Genomic DNA, 15,854 nt, shown 5'->3' on the forward strand with positions numbered 1-15,854 from the left:
TTTAACAAACTAGGAATATATAAGAGATAGTAATAATTATCTATTTTTTTAGGATAGATTTCTCTATTATCTCATATATTGTATATTACTATATAATGACTTTACTTCTACGTCACAACTCTTATTTGCAGATTAGAAATATATAAGAAAGCAAAAACTGGTTACCTTTTTATGGATACTATTATTTCTGCGCTCTTCAATAAAGCTTAAACCTTATAAAACTTTTCTTTATTAATATTTCTTAGATTCTACTTTTTCTTATTTAGCAAACCAATAGTATATAAGAAAGCAATAATCGGTTACCTTTTTATGGATATTATTATTTCTTCTTCTCTTCCTCAATATTAACTCATATAAAACTTTTTCTTATTAACATTTCATATATTCTACTTTTCTTATTTAGCAAACCAGTAGTATATAAGAAAGCAATAACTGGCTGCCTTTTTATGGATATTATTGTTTCTTCTTCTCTTCCCTCAACATTAAATCATATAAAACTTTTCCTTGTTAACATTTCAGGTATCCTACTTTTCTTATTTAGCAAACCAATAATAAATAAGAAAGCAAACAGTAATTGGCTTTTTCTGGATGTTAAACCCTGATGTACATATTTCAAGCATTTTTTTATTTAATCATTTTATTATACAATTTCATAAACTATATAAAATCAATTTCCTATCAATTCATATTGACAAATAATTATGCATAATTCATAATAATATTGTAATTTAAAGTAAATTTTAGTTAAAAGAGGTGATAATATGCGTTATTTTTCTACGCTTAGAATCAAGCGAAAGATATTATTAAGAAAAATTTTATTAAATACGCTGCTCTTATTTTTACCTATAAGAAATAGACTTATAATAAAAGTATCGCAAAACTTAGACAATCATATTGTTACTTATCAAAAAAGTTTACTCACTCCTAATGACCAAATTTTTATATAATCTAAAAATGCAAATAAGAACATATTGCTATGTTCTTATCCACAAAAAATTATTATTATTAAACTTTTTAAAGATGGCATCATAGATAATACTACTTCGAAGCAATCTTCAAATTTATCCTACACATTAATTCCTGCTTGTAATAATATTAACTACTCTATTTATATTATTTATAAGTCACCTATTATTTTCCAAGTTTTTTTATAATTTATTAAATAATCTAACTTTTATGTCTTATGATTTTAACTATTTATAGATAAAATTTAGCTATTTTTTAATTCTTCTACTTCTGACTTAAGTCTTTCATTTTCTTTATATAATTTTTTATTCTCTTCTCCCAAGTTATACATTATTTTTTCTTGAGCAATTAATTTGTTTCTAATATCAGTATACTTATCTTTCTCTATTCGAAGTTCATTTAATAAATCTTCATTATCATTTTCATCAATAATTTTTTTTGCTTCATTATATGCTTTTGCTAGATATACCATTTCTCCTGCTGAAATTAACCATAAACTTAATTTTTCATCATCATAAAAATCTTCCTCATTTATACAATAACATATGTGCATCAATTCCATAATCTCTTTTTTAGTTAAAAACTTATCTACAACATTATCTAAATCTAATTGTTGTCTAAAAAACGCCTCATTTAATCCTATTACATATCTAATTATCCAATCTTTATTAATTTTTTGCTTATCATATATATTATATAATTTCATACTTGCACTTATATTGAAATCTAGTTTTTTATCCATTTCCTTATATCTATTATTAAGAATTTTCAAATCCTCTTTATTAATCTTAACATAACTTTTTTCACCATACATTTCTATTATATCATTGCAATTTTTAACAAAAAGCTGAAAAAATAGGTCTGTTTCATCATATTTATTCTCCAAATATATTGAAAATATAAAGAACATTAACATATTATCGTGAGTATCATTATTTGATCCATTTCTATATCCAGATTTTTTGTAGAGTGCCAAGCGATATTCACCAAGTTTTTTTATTTTTCTCACTGCTACAGCATCATATGCGTAAGGAAATTCTTTCTTTAACTCATCTATTAGAATACACATATTTTCTTTACCTTTGTTAGGGTCACTTGTTATTGCTATAACTCTATTATAGTATTTTTTTTGATTAATATTACCTCTATTTCCAAATGGATGATCATAGAATTTACTTTCTTTCCCATATCTATTATATTCTATTTCATTTCCTTTAAAGATTAAATCAACTATTTTATAAAGTCTTTCTTTTCTTGATACTAACTCTGCAAGATGAGGCACTGTATCAAAGTAATGTAAATTATTCTGATTTTCCATAATTTAATTCCTCCATTAACTTATTTATTTTTCATTTATATTTCTACTGTCATCTTCTTCTACTAAAATATTTAATAATCACTCATTTTATTTTTATTGAAAAACTTTTACCTATAACTAGTTAGTGTAGCAAATTATTGATATTTGATATAATTATATTTATCATTCCTTATCCTCAAATCCTGAATTAATAACATTAACCTCATCACAAATTCTCAATATTAATCACTAAGCATACTAAAGCTCACTCCATATTTTCTTCAAAAATATCTATTTATGATTGCTGTTAGCAATTTTTCAAATGTCATTAAATATTAATTACATTCATCTTCAAATTATAAATTTCATTATTTTCCATCTCTTTATCTATATTTACAGATACCTTTGAATATAAATTTATAGTCATTTTAATGTCATCTTCCTCTTTTAAAATTTCTTTTACCCGTGTAGAATCTATTTTTATGTTTACAAAATCATCTACGGAACTAATTTCATATGGTTCATTTATTTTTATTACATCTTCTTCGAAGTAATTTAGCAAACTCTTATTCATAAATTCATTATTCACTTCGAATTCGATATAATTATTAATTCTATAATACGAATCTTGTCCATTTTTGATATTAAATATTTCTGTGAGAAACTTTTTATTAATTTCTGAATAGTCTTGATTTACTACACCTCTATGAAGAATATATTTCTTTATTACTTTATTTTTTTCATCAAACACTAATTTTAATAATTTCCCACTAAAATATCTAAATAGATCTGGAAGTTCTTTGACTTCATTGTTAATTTCTACTATAACGCCTTTATTAACTCTACCATCAAGTTGCTCAATATCAACTTCTTTAAATGATTCATTATTTTTGGCAAGATAGTTTTTTAATTCTCTCCAGATTGGCCTTTTATCATATATGAAATGTTCCTTCCTCTTTATTAAAAGGTAATCTCTATCATTTTCTAATTTATCACAATTTTCTTTAATTTCTGTTATTATCATAAAACTCCTAAGTTTATTCATAATAAGTTCTCCTCTATAATTTATTCTTTAAATATTATCTTCTTTATCCTGAAAATAATTTGACATATAGGAGTACTAATGATACCCTTAAAATTGGGATTTAGAGAGTTACATTAGTTAACTCCTATGGTGAATATAATTGCATATATTCACCATTTTTTAAATAAGCCTAAATACACTTTCATCATCTACAGATCCAAATAACTCTTCAATGTTGAATTCTCCTCTAATTTCTTTACATATACATGTCAGTGCATGAACTTGCATCTCTGTTAGTTCATTTAATTTTTTTAAAAATACTTTTCCTTTTTCCATTGAATTAAATGTACTGTAATAGTTAAACCAACTTTCTATAAAATACTTCTTCTTATCCTCTAAGCTGCATAAATGACTGTTATTCTCACCAATAATCGCTCGTATTTCATCTCTTGTAAAAATTCCTCTTATTTCCTTCTTTGCTTTTTCAAGTTGATCAAAATAATATTCTAGTGAATGCATTGATTTGTAATCATAGACTTCTTGTAACTCCTCTTTATTACAATTGTTGTAATAATCATCTGTTAAATACATATCATCTAAATTCCATGTCCTTAATCTATTGGATATATTTTCTTTGATTTTTTCTCTTTTAAATATTATATTCATTTATTACATCTCCTTACTTTTTATTTATTTGTATAATAGTTTTTCTATATTAGCAGTTACTTCTAATATAGAAAGTTCATTTATTCTAATTTTATCTATCACCTCCAATTAATAAAATCTTATAAAAAAGGCTTAACTTAAAACTAACCTTATTTAAACCTTTTTAGTTTATGTTGACATTTTATCAGTTGACATTTTCTTTGTCAACACTTTTGTAATGACAACAAAATACTTTTATTCACCATTTAAAAAGCAAATAGTTGTCACTACACTTTATATTTGACAACTTTGAAATGATGTATTAAAATACTACTATGGAGGTGATTTTTTGATAAAAGATAATTTAAAAATTCTTAGGGAATCATTTAAAATAAGCCAACGTGAATTAGGCAGAAGAATACACATGAGCGGGCAATATATTGCACAAATAGAAAAAGGTGAACGAAATCCAACTCATAAAACTTTAGAAAAAATAGCATTGGCATTACACGCTGAATTATCTGAATTATTAGAAAGACCTAATCTTATTGGTGAAATTTTTCTTAATATAGTTCATGAAAAAGGGATTTCTCATGCTGAACTCGTTAAGCAATGTAAATTAAGCGATTCTGATTTAAAATCTATATTTGTAAATTTCGATATCACTAAACCGGATTTATTAGATAGTTATTATTCTGTTGGCAAATATTTGGGGCTTGATAGCACTTTCTTGGAAAGACGAAAAAAAATGGAACCAGAAATAATTAATTCTATAACTGATTCAATTGATCCATATAAACTTTATTATGACATTAGTGCTTCATATGATTCATGGCTTAGAGAAAATTCAGTATATAATTTTGATTTTCATAAGTATTTTAATCGCACAAGCAACATGCAATCACAAGATAACTTTTCTTTAGGTGATATAAATAATCTTTTGCGTTCAACATTGGTTGATATACTACGATCTGCAAATTCAAGCACTGTGCTTAATTATGGATTAGATGATTTTAGCCCTGATGAAATAGATGAATTAATTAATTTTGTCTTTAATTCTTTTAAATTGAAAATAAACGAACTATTAGAAAAACATGAAATTTCTAGTTTGCAGAAAAAATAAGAGCATATAACTTTCTATGCTCTTATTTTCTATATTTGATATTATTTTACTAAAGGAAGCATTATCGATAATTCAATATCTCTTATAAGCTTAACAACACACATTAATTCCTGCCCATTAAATCTATTAACTATCACTATCTATATTATTAATAAACACTATGGATTTTTTCAAGTTTATTTATTCATTTCTTAAAATTATTTTTTAAGCCATTACCTAATATCATCTACTCTCTCAAGGAATCACTTCATCCAAAGTTAAAGATATATATCTTTCTATTTCATCACTACTATCTTTTAGTCTATATTCACATTCTTCAAAGAAATCCTGCATTGTATTATAATATCCACTATTTCTAAATTTTTTGAACCATAATCTTAATAATACCTTAGTTATTTTTCTTGGAGCATCTGACCAAAAATAAATTGTACACTCTCCATTATTAACAGTCACCTTGTAATGATTCATCCCTTCACACTTCACAAAACGCTTTGGACCTTTTAACATACTTATCTCTCCTTAAAATATCTTATAAATTTGTTAGTCTTCTAACTACACTTAAAGTTTATCTCGAAATTTATATTATTTAAGAAAATTTATAAAAAATAAATTTCATTCAAACTATTTTAATTTTTAACCAAACTTTATTTTCACTTATGCAATCTTTATTATTTTTAGTTAATCATTTTTTTACTGCATCCAATCTTTTTTATCTAATAGTCAATCTATTTTTTACAATATTTAAGCTTTCTTTTGCGATATTTAATGTATATTTTGCTATAATCAATCTTTTTTATTTTACGCTTCTCACTTCCAAATAATAGCACTATCTATTTGACTACATAAAATCTCCTACATCCTTTATATCAACAGCTCTCAGCACTATTTATAAAAATAAATATTTTTCTCTTATTCAATCTTTATTATCTCGAATCATTTTTTAATTCATAATTTAATTTCTAACTATGTTCCTGTAAAAAAAAGATTGCATAAAGCAAGAAACTGGTAATAAAACTCTAAAGGCTCACCATTACTATTACAAGGGCAGTAGCCAGGAAGGAGCCGTTAAAAAAAGTATGACTATATATAATGAAGGAAAATTGAATAAAAACTAAAAAGAGCCTATAAAATGAACGAAAAAAAGAGCATAAATTCGAATTAAGAAAACCGACCCGAAGGCTGTGTTCTACTCGCTTTTATGCTCTCTATTCTATTCTCTTTTCTGTACTGCTCCGCCACGTAGTCAATCTTTTTTATTTCTTGGGCGATCTTTTTTTGACGGGGACATTTATTTTAATTCATGAATAAATAGTCCACTGCGCAACTTAGGCTCAAACCAAGTTGATTTTGGAGGCATTACTTCTCCAATATCTGCAACACTCATTATGTCACCAACCTCAGTTGGATACATTGAGAATGCTATCTTCATATCAGTATGAACTCTTTTTTCAAGTTCTTTAAGTCCCCTTATTCCACCAATAAAATCTATTCTATCTGATGTTCTTACATCTTCAATACCTAAGATAGGCGTTAAGACGTTATTTTGCAGGATTGCAACATCAAGACTCTCTATTGGATCTTCTGAATTATAGGTTCCATCCTTTGCTTCAAGCAAATACCATTTATCTTCTACATACATTCCAAAGGTATGCTTTTTAGATGGTTTAACTGGTTCTTTACTCATTGAGTCTATTATATTAAACTTATCTTTAAGCTTTTCTAATAATTCATCTTTAGTTAAGCCATTTAGGTCTTTAACAACTCTATTATAGTCCATAACCATTAAATCATTATCTGGAAATGCAACTGCTAAGAAGTAGTTAAATTCTTCATCTCCTGTATAATTAGGATTTTGCTGTCTTCTCTTAAGTCCGACTTTTACAGCCGATGCTGATCTATGATGCCCATCTGCAATATATAGATAATCTATTTCTTTGAACAAATCAATTAATTCGTTTATTATAATATCATTATCTACCACCCATACAACATGAGTTATTCCATCCTCAGCTACAAAATTATATACAGGTTTTCTTTTGCTCTCATTTTGAATCCATGCATCTATTATTTCTGATGCGATTTGGTCTTCTTTATAAGTTAAGAAGATTGGACCAGTATTGGCATCACAATAATCAACATGATTAATTCTGTCCTTCTCTTTATCTGCTCTAGTAAATTCATGTTTTTTTATGACATTATTCATATAATCATCAATTGATGCACAAAATACTATTCCAGTTTGAGATCTTCCATTCATAATCTGTCTGTATATATAAAGACAAGGCTTTTCATCTTTAATAAACTCTCCATCTGAAATCATTCCATAAAGATTATCCCTAGCCTTTTCATACACCTTTGGGTCATGAATATCTATTGATGGGTCTAAATCTATTTCAGCTCTATCAACATGGAGAAATGAGTGGGGATTTCCCACTACCATTTCTCTTGCTTCTTCGCTGCTCATTACATCATAAGGTAAAGCTGCTATTTTTGAGGCTAATTCTTTAACCGGCCTTATTCCCTTAAAAGCTTTAATTACTGCCATTCAAAATTCCTCCCAAATACTATAGATTAAAGAATTCCTTAATTACTGAAACTACTTCTTCACCAATTCTTGTTTGAGCTTCTTCAGTTGCAGCCCCAATGTGTGGTGTAACACTTACTTTTGCATGGTTTATTAATTTTTCGTTTTTAGTTGGTTCTTCTTCAAATACATCAATACCAGCTCCGGCAATTTCTCCGTTATCAAGGGCTTCAAGTAATGCTGCTTCATCAACAACTTTACCTCTAGCACAATTGATAAGGTATGCTGTATTCTTCATTAATTGCAATTCTTTCTTTCCTATTAACGAACCTGCCTTCTTATCATATGGTACATGAAGTGAAATAAAGTCTGAAGTTTTTAATACTTCTTCTAATGATACAAAATCATAAGTTAACTCATCATGCTTTCCTTCAATTGTGTAATATACAACCTTCATGCCTAAAGCTGTAGCTTTTTTAGCTAAAGATTGACCTATTCTTCCCATTCCAATAATTCCAAGTGTTTTTCCTGCAATTTCAGTTCCTTGATACTTCTTTTTATTCCATTCACCATTTCTCATTGTATAATTAGCTATAGCAATAAATCTTGCAAGCGCAAACATATGTCCAATTGCAAGTTCTGCAACTGAATCTGAACTTGCAGCTGGAGTATTTCTAACTGTTACTCCTTTTCCTTGAGCCGCTGGAATGTCTATATTATCAATTCCAACTCCTGCTCTGATTGCTAATTTTAAATTTCCACCAGCTTCTACTTCAAATACATCTGAAGTAAGCTTAGTAGCTGATCTTATAACTACTGCATCAAATTCCTTTAATTTTTCTCCTAGTACATCCTGCCCAAAATGCTCATTGACTACTTCTGCCCCAAGTGTCTCTAGAGCCGCAATTGCTGTACTTTCTAATCCGTCGTTTGTTAATACTTTGATCATTTTAAGAATCCCCCTTGATTATTAAATTGCTTATTGCTTTATATTCTTTTTTATTCAACAAGAATTTAAGACATATAAAAATAAAGTATTATAAAATCATATATCCTATTAAAACCATCTGAATTGTAGGGCTAAAAAAATAGCATAAATCTAAATTTTACTATATTTCCTAATAACTTTTAAATTCCTGCAATTGTATAAGTCCTTATATGATGGTTGTAATTTGTTAGTTTCTAAATTTATAATATTTATCTTATATACTTAAAACTCATTTGTTTTATTCTACTACTTATTTGCTTTCAATTCAATACTTTACAGACCAAATTATGATTTTGATTATGCTTTTATATCCTATTCTCTGTAAACGGACACAATTCTCCAAAAAGCATTATAATTTTTTCTTAGTTTATAATATCTTAATATTTTTGATGAATAAATATTTATTATGGTTTACTGTAATTTTGCATGTTAATCCATACTATATAAATTGCATTAAAAATTTTAGAATGCCTATTTAACATTTACGCTAATTGGAATCACTAGTATAAATTCATCATCACGGCCTATACAGCTTCACATATCCATGAATATTAAAAAAGCTGCCTTTCGCATAAGATGTGCTCTCTTTTATGATAGACAATTTCATTATTTTAACTATTCATCATAGAGAGAACATATCTGTAACAAGACAACTCTTTAATTTACTAAAATAAGTAATACTTAATATATACTTTTATATTTACACTCTAAATATTTCAAGAAATATTTTGTTGATATATCTTTTCCCGTTACTTTCTTAATTAATTCCTCTGGCGTATATATAGCTCCATATTTATGAATATTATCCTTTAACCAATTATTGATGTATGTTAAATCACCAAATTTTAAATCTTTTATAGCATTTTCATTGTCCTTTAGCAATTGATTGAGGAATTGTCCTCCATAAATATTGCCTAGTGCATAAGTTGGAAAATATCCAAACTGACCTGAAGCCCAATGTATATCCTGCAAAATTCCCTCACTATAATTTTTAGGTTCTACTCCTAAATATTCTTTATATTTCTCATTCCAAATTCTTGGTAAATCTTTAACTTCAATTTCCTCATTTATTAGCTGCTTCTCAATCTCATATCTAATTATTATGTGCAGATTATACGTTACTTCATCTGCTCCTGTCCTTATCAAAGAAGGAATAACATAATTAACTGAATCATAAAATTCCTCTACAGTTATATCTTTTAAATCTTCAAACTGCATTTTAATAAAAGGTAAGATAACACTTAAAAACTCTCTGCTTTTTCCAATAATATTTTCATAAAATCTAGATTGAGATTCATGCATACCTACAGAAGCTCCATGTTCTAGTCCTGTCCCTTGAAGTTCATCTGGTATGTGTTGTTCATATAATCCATGCCCACCTTCATGAAGAATACTAAAAATATTTCCTAACAGATCATTTTCATAATAGTGAGTTGTTATTCTAACATCTCTATTTCCAATTTCAATTGTAAATGGATGAGTAGTTTCATCCAATCGTCCTGCTTCCATATCAAACTTGATCATATTTAATAAAAATAAACTGAGCCTTTTTTGTTTCTCTATTTCATATTTTCCACTTATGTTTTTTCTATCTATCTCCTTTTTGCTATTTTTAACGTAATCCAATAATTCTAGTACTCCAATCTTTAATTCATCAAGCAGTTTATCTAATTTTCTTACAGTCATACCTTCTTCATATTGATTAAGCAGTGCATCATATCTATTTTCTTTATAACCGTAGTATTCAGCAAGTTGTCTTTTAAAGTCCACCATTTTCTCTAAATGAGGTTCAAATATTTTAAAATCATCCTTTTTCCTTGCTTCTTCCCAAGCAGCTTCTGATAAAGCTACAGCAATAGTAAATTCCATATGCATATTTGCTGGAATTTTACTTGCTTCGTCATATACTTTCTTCATTTCACGAATCATTGCTTTGTCTATTTCAGACAGTTCATTATTAATAGGTTCAAAATATTTAATAAACTCTTCTACTGCAATTCCTGTTGATAATTTAAAAATTTCTTCTGCTACAATTCCCATTGTAACTGATCTCTGCTCTAATGCTTTCGAAGGCATAGTTATTTTCATATCCCAATAAGCAAGATTTAACATTTTAATAAGGCTTTCAATTTTAGTAATATGCTCCCGTACTTTATTTAATTTTCTATTTACTTCTTCCTTCAACTATATCTACCTCCTCTTCTATTAAATATATATACCTTATCTATAAAGTTGACTCATTATATTGATATATTTATTAAGTTTTAAGTAGATATCTTCACCAAAAATTATAAATATTTTATACAGAGAACCTTTAAAGATGAATTGTTAAAGGCTTTATCTATTTCAAATTAACTAATTCATCCAAAACTTAGTTATGAATAAAATTATAAGAAACTAATTCTTCTTTATGTGTTAATTCTAGCCTTGATCCAAAATACATAACACCTACTCTATCACAAAAATTATGCATTTCATAAAGCAAAAAGAGGCTATTTTCAAATATATAATCTATATTTGAAATAACCTCTTTTTATTAACTATATTTAATTCTATTTTAAGTTAGAATTATTTTTTACCTTCTATATATGCTTTAGTGAAGTATACTTGACCAAGTGGAGATACTTTTACACCTTTAACATAATCTTTTACTCCCTTTACTTGTACTTGATAGTATAATGGGATAACTGATTGGTCTGCCATTAACATATCTTCAGCTTGGTGCATTAAATCTATTCTCTTATTAGCATCTTTTTCTTGCTTTGCAGCTTGAATTGTTTTATCGTATTCTGGGTTATTATATCCTGGATTGTTATTATCTGAATTTGATAAGAACATATCTAAGAATGTCATTGGGTCAGTGTAGTCAGCTGTCCATGCATCTCTTGCTATTTCATATTGTTTTGCAATTCTTGTGTTTTGGAATACTTTCCATTCTTGAGATTGAAGTTCTACATTTACACCAATTTTTTTCCACATATCTTGAATAGCTTGATATACAGGACCATTTACTCCACCTTCTGGATTATACATTACTACAAGTGGTGGTAATCCTTGACCATCTGGATATCCAGCTTCTGCTAATAATTTCTTAGCTTCATCTATATTACCCTTTGGATCAAAATAGTTTTTACTTGCAAAATCTTTTCCGTCTGGACCAGTCATTCCTTCTGGAACATAACTGTGAGCTGGTGTATTACCAGTTTTAACTACATTGTCAACAAGTGATTGTCTGTCTATAGCAAGATTTAATGCCTGCCTGAATTTTAAATTACTTAAAACTTTAGCAGCATTTGGATCTACAGCTGCAGCTTTATCAGAAACATTTAGTGAAATATAAGCTAAACCTAACATTTTAAAATTAGTAGCAGTTTTATCTTGTATTGCACCTTGAACTTCTGATGTTGGAACTGCATCTACCATATCAAATTGGCCAGCTTTATAACTTGCCCAAGCTGATGTTGGTTCAGAAACCATCTTCATAGTTACTTTTGAAAGCTTAACGTCGTCTTTAGCTTCATAGTTATCATTCTTTTCTAGTACTAATTGATCCTTAATCTTATAATCTGTTAATTTGAAAGGTCCATTTGATACATAAGATTTTGCATCAGTAGCCCAATCTTTATTACTTGATACAGCTTTTTCATCTAGTGGATAATAGCATGGGAATGCTGTTAATTCTGGGAAGTATGCACATGGTCCTGCTAATGTAACTACTAATGTATTATCATCAGGTGCCTTTATTCCTACATCATCCATAGATCCTTTTCCAGTATTAGCTGCTTCTGCACCTTTAATGTAGTACATTTGATATGAATATTCAGCAGCTGTTGCTGGATCTATTACTCTCTTCCATGCATATACGAAATCACTTGCCTTAACTGGATCTCCATTTGACCATTTAAGGTCTTTCTTTAAGTGGAAAGTATAAGTTAATTGATCGTCAGATACATCATATGTTTCAGCTTGACCTGGAATTGCTTTATCATTGTCATCTAATTTTTCAAGCCCTTCAAAAAGGTTTGATACTACAATTGATCCGTCAACCGCTGCATTTAATCCTGGATCTATAGTCTTTGGATCAGAACCTAAATTATAAATTACTTCTTGTTTGTCTGCAGTTGAGCCTGATTTATCAGAAGATTTAGAGCCACCACAACCAGCTAAAACTGAAAGCGATAATGTAGCTGCTAAAGACACTGCAAATAATTTTTTTATTTTGCTTGTTTTCATTGATATTTCCCCCTTAATTTAAATATTGATTATATAATAACTGTTTAAGTTGTTATTTCTAAAACTTATTAACAGCATAATAGCAAATTACTTATTTTTATTTTTTAGTCATATAAATGACATGCCACAAAATGCCCCGGTTTAACTTCCTTTAATTCAGGATCAATCTCTGAACAGATTGGTTTAGCACATCTGCATCTACCTTTAAATCTACATCCTGGTGGAGGATCTATAGGTGATGGTATATCACCTTCTAATACTATTCTTTTGTTATTCTTTGCTATATCTGGATCTGGTATAGGTACAGCTGAAAGTAATGCTTGAGTGTATGGATGTAAAGCTTCTGAATACACCTTATTACTTTCTCCTCTTTCAACCATTCTTCCAAGATACATAACTCCAATATGAGTTGATATATGTTTAACCATTGAAAGGTCATGGGCTATAAACAAATAAGTTAATCCTAATTCTTCTTGAAGTTCTTCAAGCATGTTTATAACCTGTGCCTGTATAGAAACATCAAGAGCCGAAATTGGTTCATCACAGACTATTAATGATGGTTCTACGGCAAGAGCTCTTGCTATACCAATTCTTTGTCTTTGTCCTCCTGAAAATTCATGAGGATATCTATTTATATGATCTCCTGCAAGACCAACTTTCGACAATAGACTTCTTATTCTTTCAGTTCTCTCTTCACCTGTTAGCAATTTATGAATATCAATTGCTTCTCCAATTATATCTCCGACAGTCATTCTTGGGTCTAATGATGCATATGGATCTTGGAAAATCATTTGCATTTCTTTTCTTAATGGAACCATTTCTTTTACAGAACTTTTTGTAATATCTTTTCCATTAAATATTATTTGTCCTGACGTTGGCTCATAAAGTTTCAATATTGTTCTTCCTGTAGTAGTCTTACCGCATCCAGATTCTCCAACAAGTCCTAAAGTTTCTCCCTTATTAAGTGTAAAAGAAACTCTATCTACTGCCTTAACATAACTATTCCCACCAAATATGCCCTTCTTTGCATGGAAGTATTTGCATAAGTCTTTAACTTCTAAGATTACTTCTTTTTTAGCTTCCACTACTTCATCCTCCTTATAGGTGATTCAACTTTTGGTGCATCTTGATGACATAACCAGCATGCTGCCTGATGCTTTTCTCCCAATTCAAATAACGGTGGCTGCTTTTGAATGCAAATTTTCATAGCATAATCGCATCTAGCAGCAAATGGACATCCAACTGGTGGATTTAATAAATCTGGTGGCTGCCCTTCAATTGGAATAAGTCTTTCTTTAACATCTTCCTTAGGGTTTGGAACACTTCTTAAAAGTCCCCAAGTATATGGATGCTTTCCTCTATAGAATATATCCTCAGTAGTTCCTGTCTCTACTATTATTCCACCATACATTACATTTATTCTCGAACATACGTCCGCAACTACTCCCAAATCATGAGTTATTAATATTATTGCCGTATCAAGCTTTTCCTTTAAGTCTTTCATCAAATCAAGGATTTGAGCTTGAATTGTAACATCTAACGCTGTTGTAGGTTCATCGGCTATGATAAGCTTAGGCTGACAAATTAAGCTCATAGCAATCATTGCTCTTTGTCTCATACCACCTGAAAATTCATGAGGATATTGCTTCATTCTCTTTTCCGGACTTGGTATTCCGACCATTCCAAGCATTTTTATAGCTTCTTTTCTCGCTTCTGCCTTACTTACTTTTTTATGTTTTAATAGAGGTTCCATCAATTGATCTCCAATTGTATATACCGGATTCAAAGATGTCATAGGATCTTGGAATATCATTCCTATGTCATTACCTCTTATATTTTCCATCATTGATTCCTTAACATCAGAAAGATTCTTACCATTAAAGTATATTTCCCCTCCTGCAAGTCTTCCGTTATCAGCCAGCAATCTCATTATTGACATCATAGTAACACTTTTACCACAACCTGATTCTCCAACTATACCTAATGCTTCTCCTTTTTCTAGGTCAAATGTTACACCTCTTACTGCATGCACTTCACCTGCACTGGTTTTGAAGGAGGTTTCTAAGTTTTTTACTTCTAATAATTTTTCCATCGCTATACTACCTCCTATCTCTTATTCTTTGGATCTAATGCCTGACTTAATCCATCACCAAAAAGGTTAAAACATAATATTATTAAACAGATCATGGCTGCTGGAAATAATAATTGATAAGGATAAGTGTAAATTCCCTGCATTGCTTCATTAGCTAAAGTTCCAAGAGATGCTCTTGGTGCTGCAATTCCAAGACCTATAAAGCTTAAGAATGCTTCTGCAAATACAGCTTGTGGAATTAATAGAGTTAATGTAACCATTATTGATCCTATACAGTTTGGAATTAAGTGTCTTGCTAATATTCGAATATTTGATGCTCCTAAAGATTTTGCCGCAAGAACAAATTCCTGTTGCTTTAATTGAAGTACATCACCTCTTATTATTCTGGCCATACTAATCCAATATGTTATGGAGAGTCCCAAAACAATTGTAAGAAGTCCACTTCCAGAAGATCCTGGTTTATTTAAAATAGCCATAAATATTATTACGTATATAGTTAATGGGATTGAATATATTACATCCACTATTCTCATTAATACAGCATCTACTTTTCCTCCGAAGTAACCTGCTATTCCGCCATATAATACACCAATAAATAAGTTTATAATAGCTGAAAAAACAGCAATCAATAATGAATATCTTGCACCATAAAAATTTCTTACAAATAAATCTCTTCCAAGATTATCTGTTCCAAACCAATGTTCTGCAGAAGGTGGTAAATATGTTTGCGATAAATCATTTGCTGCATAATCATACTTCGATAACATAGGAACAATAATTGCAGCTAAAACTATTGCTATTACTACCATTAAAGACATAAGTGCCATTTTATCTCTTTTTAATCTCATCCAAGCATCTTTCCAATATCCTACACTAGGTCTGACAATTACATTTACTTTTTTTTCTTCTGCACTTAGAGGAGTAAATAATTCCTTTTCTATTTTAATTTGATTTTCCATTTT

Annotated in this window: 12 protein-coding genes; 1 reads left to right on the forward strand and 11 read right to left on the reverse strand. The window is 28.9% G+C overall.

Annotation, left to right across the window (positions count from 1 at the left end):
• Positions 1–1,210: 1,210 nt before the first annotated feature.
• From CDLVIII_RS28925 to CDLVIII_RS28935, 3 genes are all read right to left on the reverse strand, one after another.
• Complete coding sequence (locus CDLVIII_RS28925; protein ID WP_009173026.1) at positions 1,211–2,284, reverse strand: hypothetical protein; 1,074 nt, start codon at positions 2,282–2,284, stop codon at positions 1,211–1,213.
• Positions 2,285–2,591: 307 nt separating this feature from the next.
• Entirely contained in the window at positions 2,592–3,308 is a 717-nt protein-coding gene (locus CDLVIII_RS28930; protein WP_009173027.1) for a hypothetical protein, read from the reverse strand.
• Positions 3,309–3,467: 159 nt separating this feature from the next.
• Complete coding sequence (locus tag CDLVIII_RS28935) at positions 3,468–3,953, reverse strand: hypothetical protein (RefSeq protein ID WP_009173028.1); 486 nt, start codon at positions 3,951–3,953, stop codon at positions 3,468–3,470.
• Positions 3,954–4,281: 328 nt separating this feature from the next.
• Between CDLVIII_RS28935 and CDLVIII_RS28940 the strand changes: the two genes are divergently transcribed.
• A complete protein-coding gene (locus CDLVIII_RS28940; RefSeq protein ID WP_009173029.1) occupies positions 4,282–5,055 on the forward strand; it encodes a helix-turn-helix transcriptional regulator in 774 nt (257 codons plus the stop codon).
• 234 nt (positions 5,056–5,289) lie between these two features.
• Here the strand turns inward: CDLVIII_RS28940 and CDLVIII_RS28945 are convergent, their stop codons facing one another.
• From CDLVIII_RS28945 to CDLVIII_RS28980, 8 genes are all read right to left on the reverse strand, one after another.
• Positions 5,290–5,562 carry a hypothetical protein gene (locus CDLVIII_RS28945; RefSeq protein WP_009173030.1) on the reverse strand — a complete coding sequence of 91 codons (273 nt, stop codon included), beginning with the start codon at positions 5,560–5,562 and terminating at the stop codon, positions 5,290–5,292.
• Between the two features lie 781 nt (positions 5,563–6,343).
• Positions 6,344–7,600 (reverse strand): DUF1015 family protein, encoded by a 1,257-nt coding sequence (locus tag CDLVIII_RS28950; protein ID WP_009173031.1) that lies wholly within the window; start codon positions 7,598–7,600, stop codon positions 6,344–6,346.
• A gap of 19 nt (positions 7,601–7,619) precedes the next feature.
• Entirely contained in the window at positions 7,620–8,528 is a 909-nt protein-coding gene (locus CDLVIII_RS28955; RefSeq protein WP_009173032.1) for a D-2-hydroxyacid dehydrogenase, read from the reverse strand.
• Between the two features lie 720 nt (positions 8,529–9,248).
• Complete coding sequence (locus CDLVIII_RS28960) at positions 9,249–10,751, reverse strand: carboxypeptidase M32 (protein ID WP_009173033.1); 1,503 nt, start codon at positions 10,749–10,751, stop codon at positions 9,249–9,251.
• 384 nt (positions 10,752–11,135) lie between these two features.
• Complete coding sequence (locus CDLVIII_RS28965) at positions 11,136–12,800, reverse strand: peptide ABC transporter substrate-binding protein (protein WP_009173034.1); 1,665 nt, start codon at positions 12,798–12,800, stop codon at positions 11,136–11,138.
• Between the two features lie 104 nt (positions 12,801–12,904).
• Positions 12,905–13,885 (reverse strand): dipeptide ABC transporter ATP-binding protein, encoded by a 981-nt coding sequence (locus tag CDLVIII_RS28970; RefSeq protein WP_009173035.1) that lies wholly within the window; start codon positions 13,883–13,885, stop codon positions 12,905–12,907.
• Entirely contained in the window at positions 13,885–14,892 is a 1,008-nt protein-coding gene (locus tag CDLVIII_RS28975) for an ABC transporter ATP-binding protein (RefSeq protein ID WP_009173036.1), read from the reverse strand. The genes CDLVIII_RS28970 and CDLVIII_RS28975 overlap by 1 nt, the downstream gene beginning before the upstream one ends.
• Before the next feature lie 14 nt (positions 14,893–14,906).
• Positions 14,907–15,851, reverse strand: a complete 945-nt coding sequence (locus CDLVIII_RS28980; RefSeq protein WP_009173037.1) for an ABC transporter permease — start codon at positions 15,849–15,851, stop codon at positions 14,907–14,909.
• Between the last annotated feature and the right edge of the window lie 3 nt (positions 15,852–15,854).

It is taken from the genome of Clostridium sp. DL-VIII, assembly GCF_000230835.1.
In the GTDB taxonomy this organism is placed as follows: Bacteria; Bacillota; Clostridia; order Clostridiales; family Clostridiaceae; genus Clostridium.

Coding starts and splice junctions, on each gene's coding strand:
- CDLVIII_RS28925 (WP_009173026.1), bottom strand. CDS start 2,284: ATGGAAAATCAGAATAATTTACATTACTTTGATACAGTGCCTCATCTT.
- CDLVIII_RS28930 (WP_009173027.1), bottom strand. CDS start 3,308: ATGAATAAACTTAGGAGTTTTATGATAATAACAGAAATTAAAGAAAAT.
- CDLVIII_RS28935 (WP_009173028.1), bottom strand. CDS start 3,953: ATGAATATAATATTTAAAAGAGAAAAAATCAAAGAAAATATATCCAAT.
- CDLVIII_RS28945 (WP_009173030.1), bottom strand. CDS start 5,562: ATGTTAAAAGGTCCAAAGCGTTTTGTGAAGTGTGAAGGGATGAATCAT.
- CDLVIII_RS28950 (WP_009173031.1), bottom strand. CDS start 7,600: ATGGCAGTAATTAAAGCTTTTAAGGGAATAAGGCCGGTTAAAGAATTA.
- CDLVIII_RS28955 (WP_009173032.1), bottom strand. CDS start 8,528: ATGATCAAAGTATTAACAAACGACGGATTAGAAAGTACAGCAATTGCG.
- CDLVIII_RS28965 (WP_009173034.1), bottom strand. CDS start 12,800: ATGAAAACAAGCAAAATAAAAAAATTATTTGCAGTGTCTTTAGCAGCT.
- CDLVIII_RS28975 (WP_009173036.1), bottom strand. CDS start 14,892: ATGGAAAAATTATTAGAAGTAAAAAACTTAGAAACCTCCTTCAAAACC.
- CDLVIII_RS28980 (WP_009173037.1), bottom strand. CDS start 15,851: ATGGAAAATCAAATTAAAATAGAAAAGGAATTATTTACTCCTCTAAGT.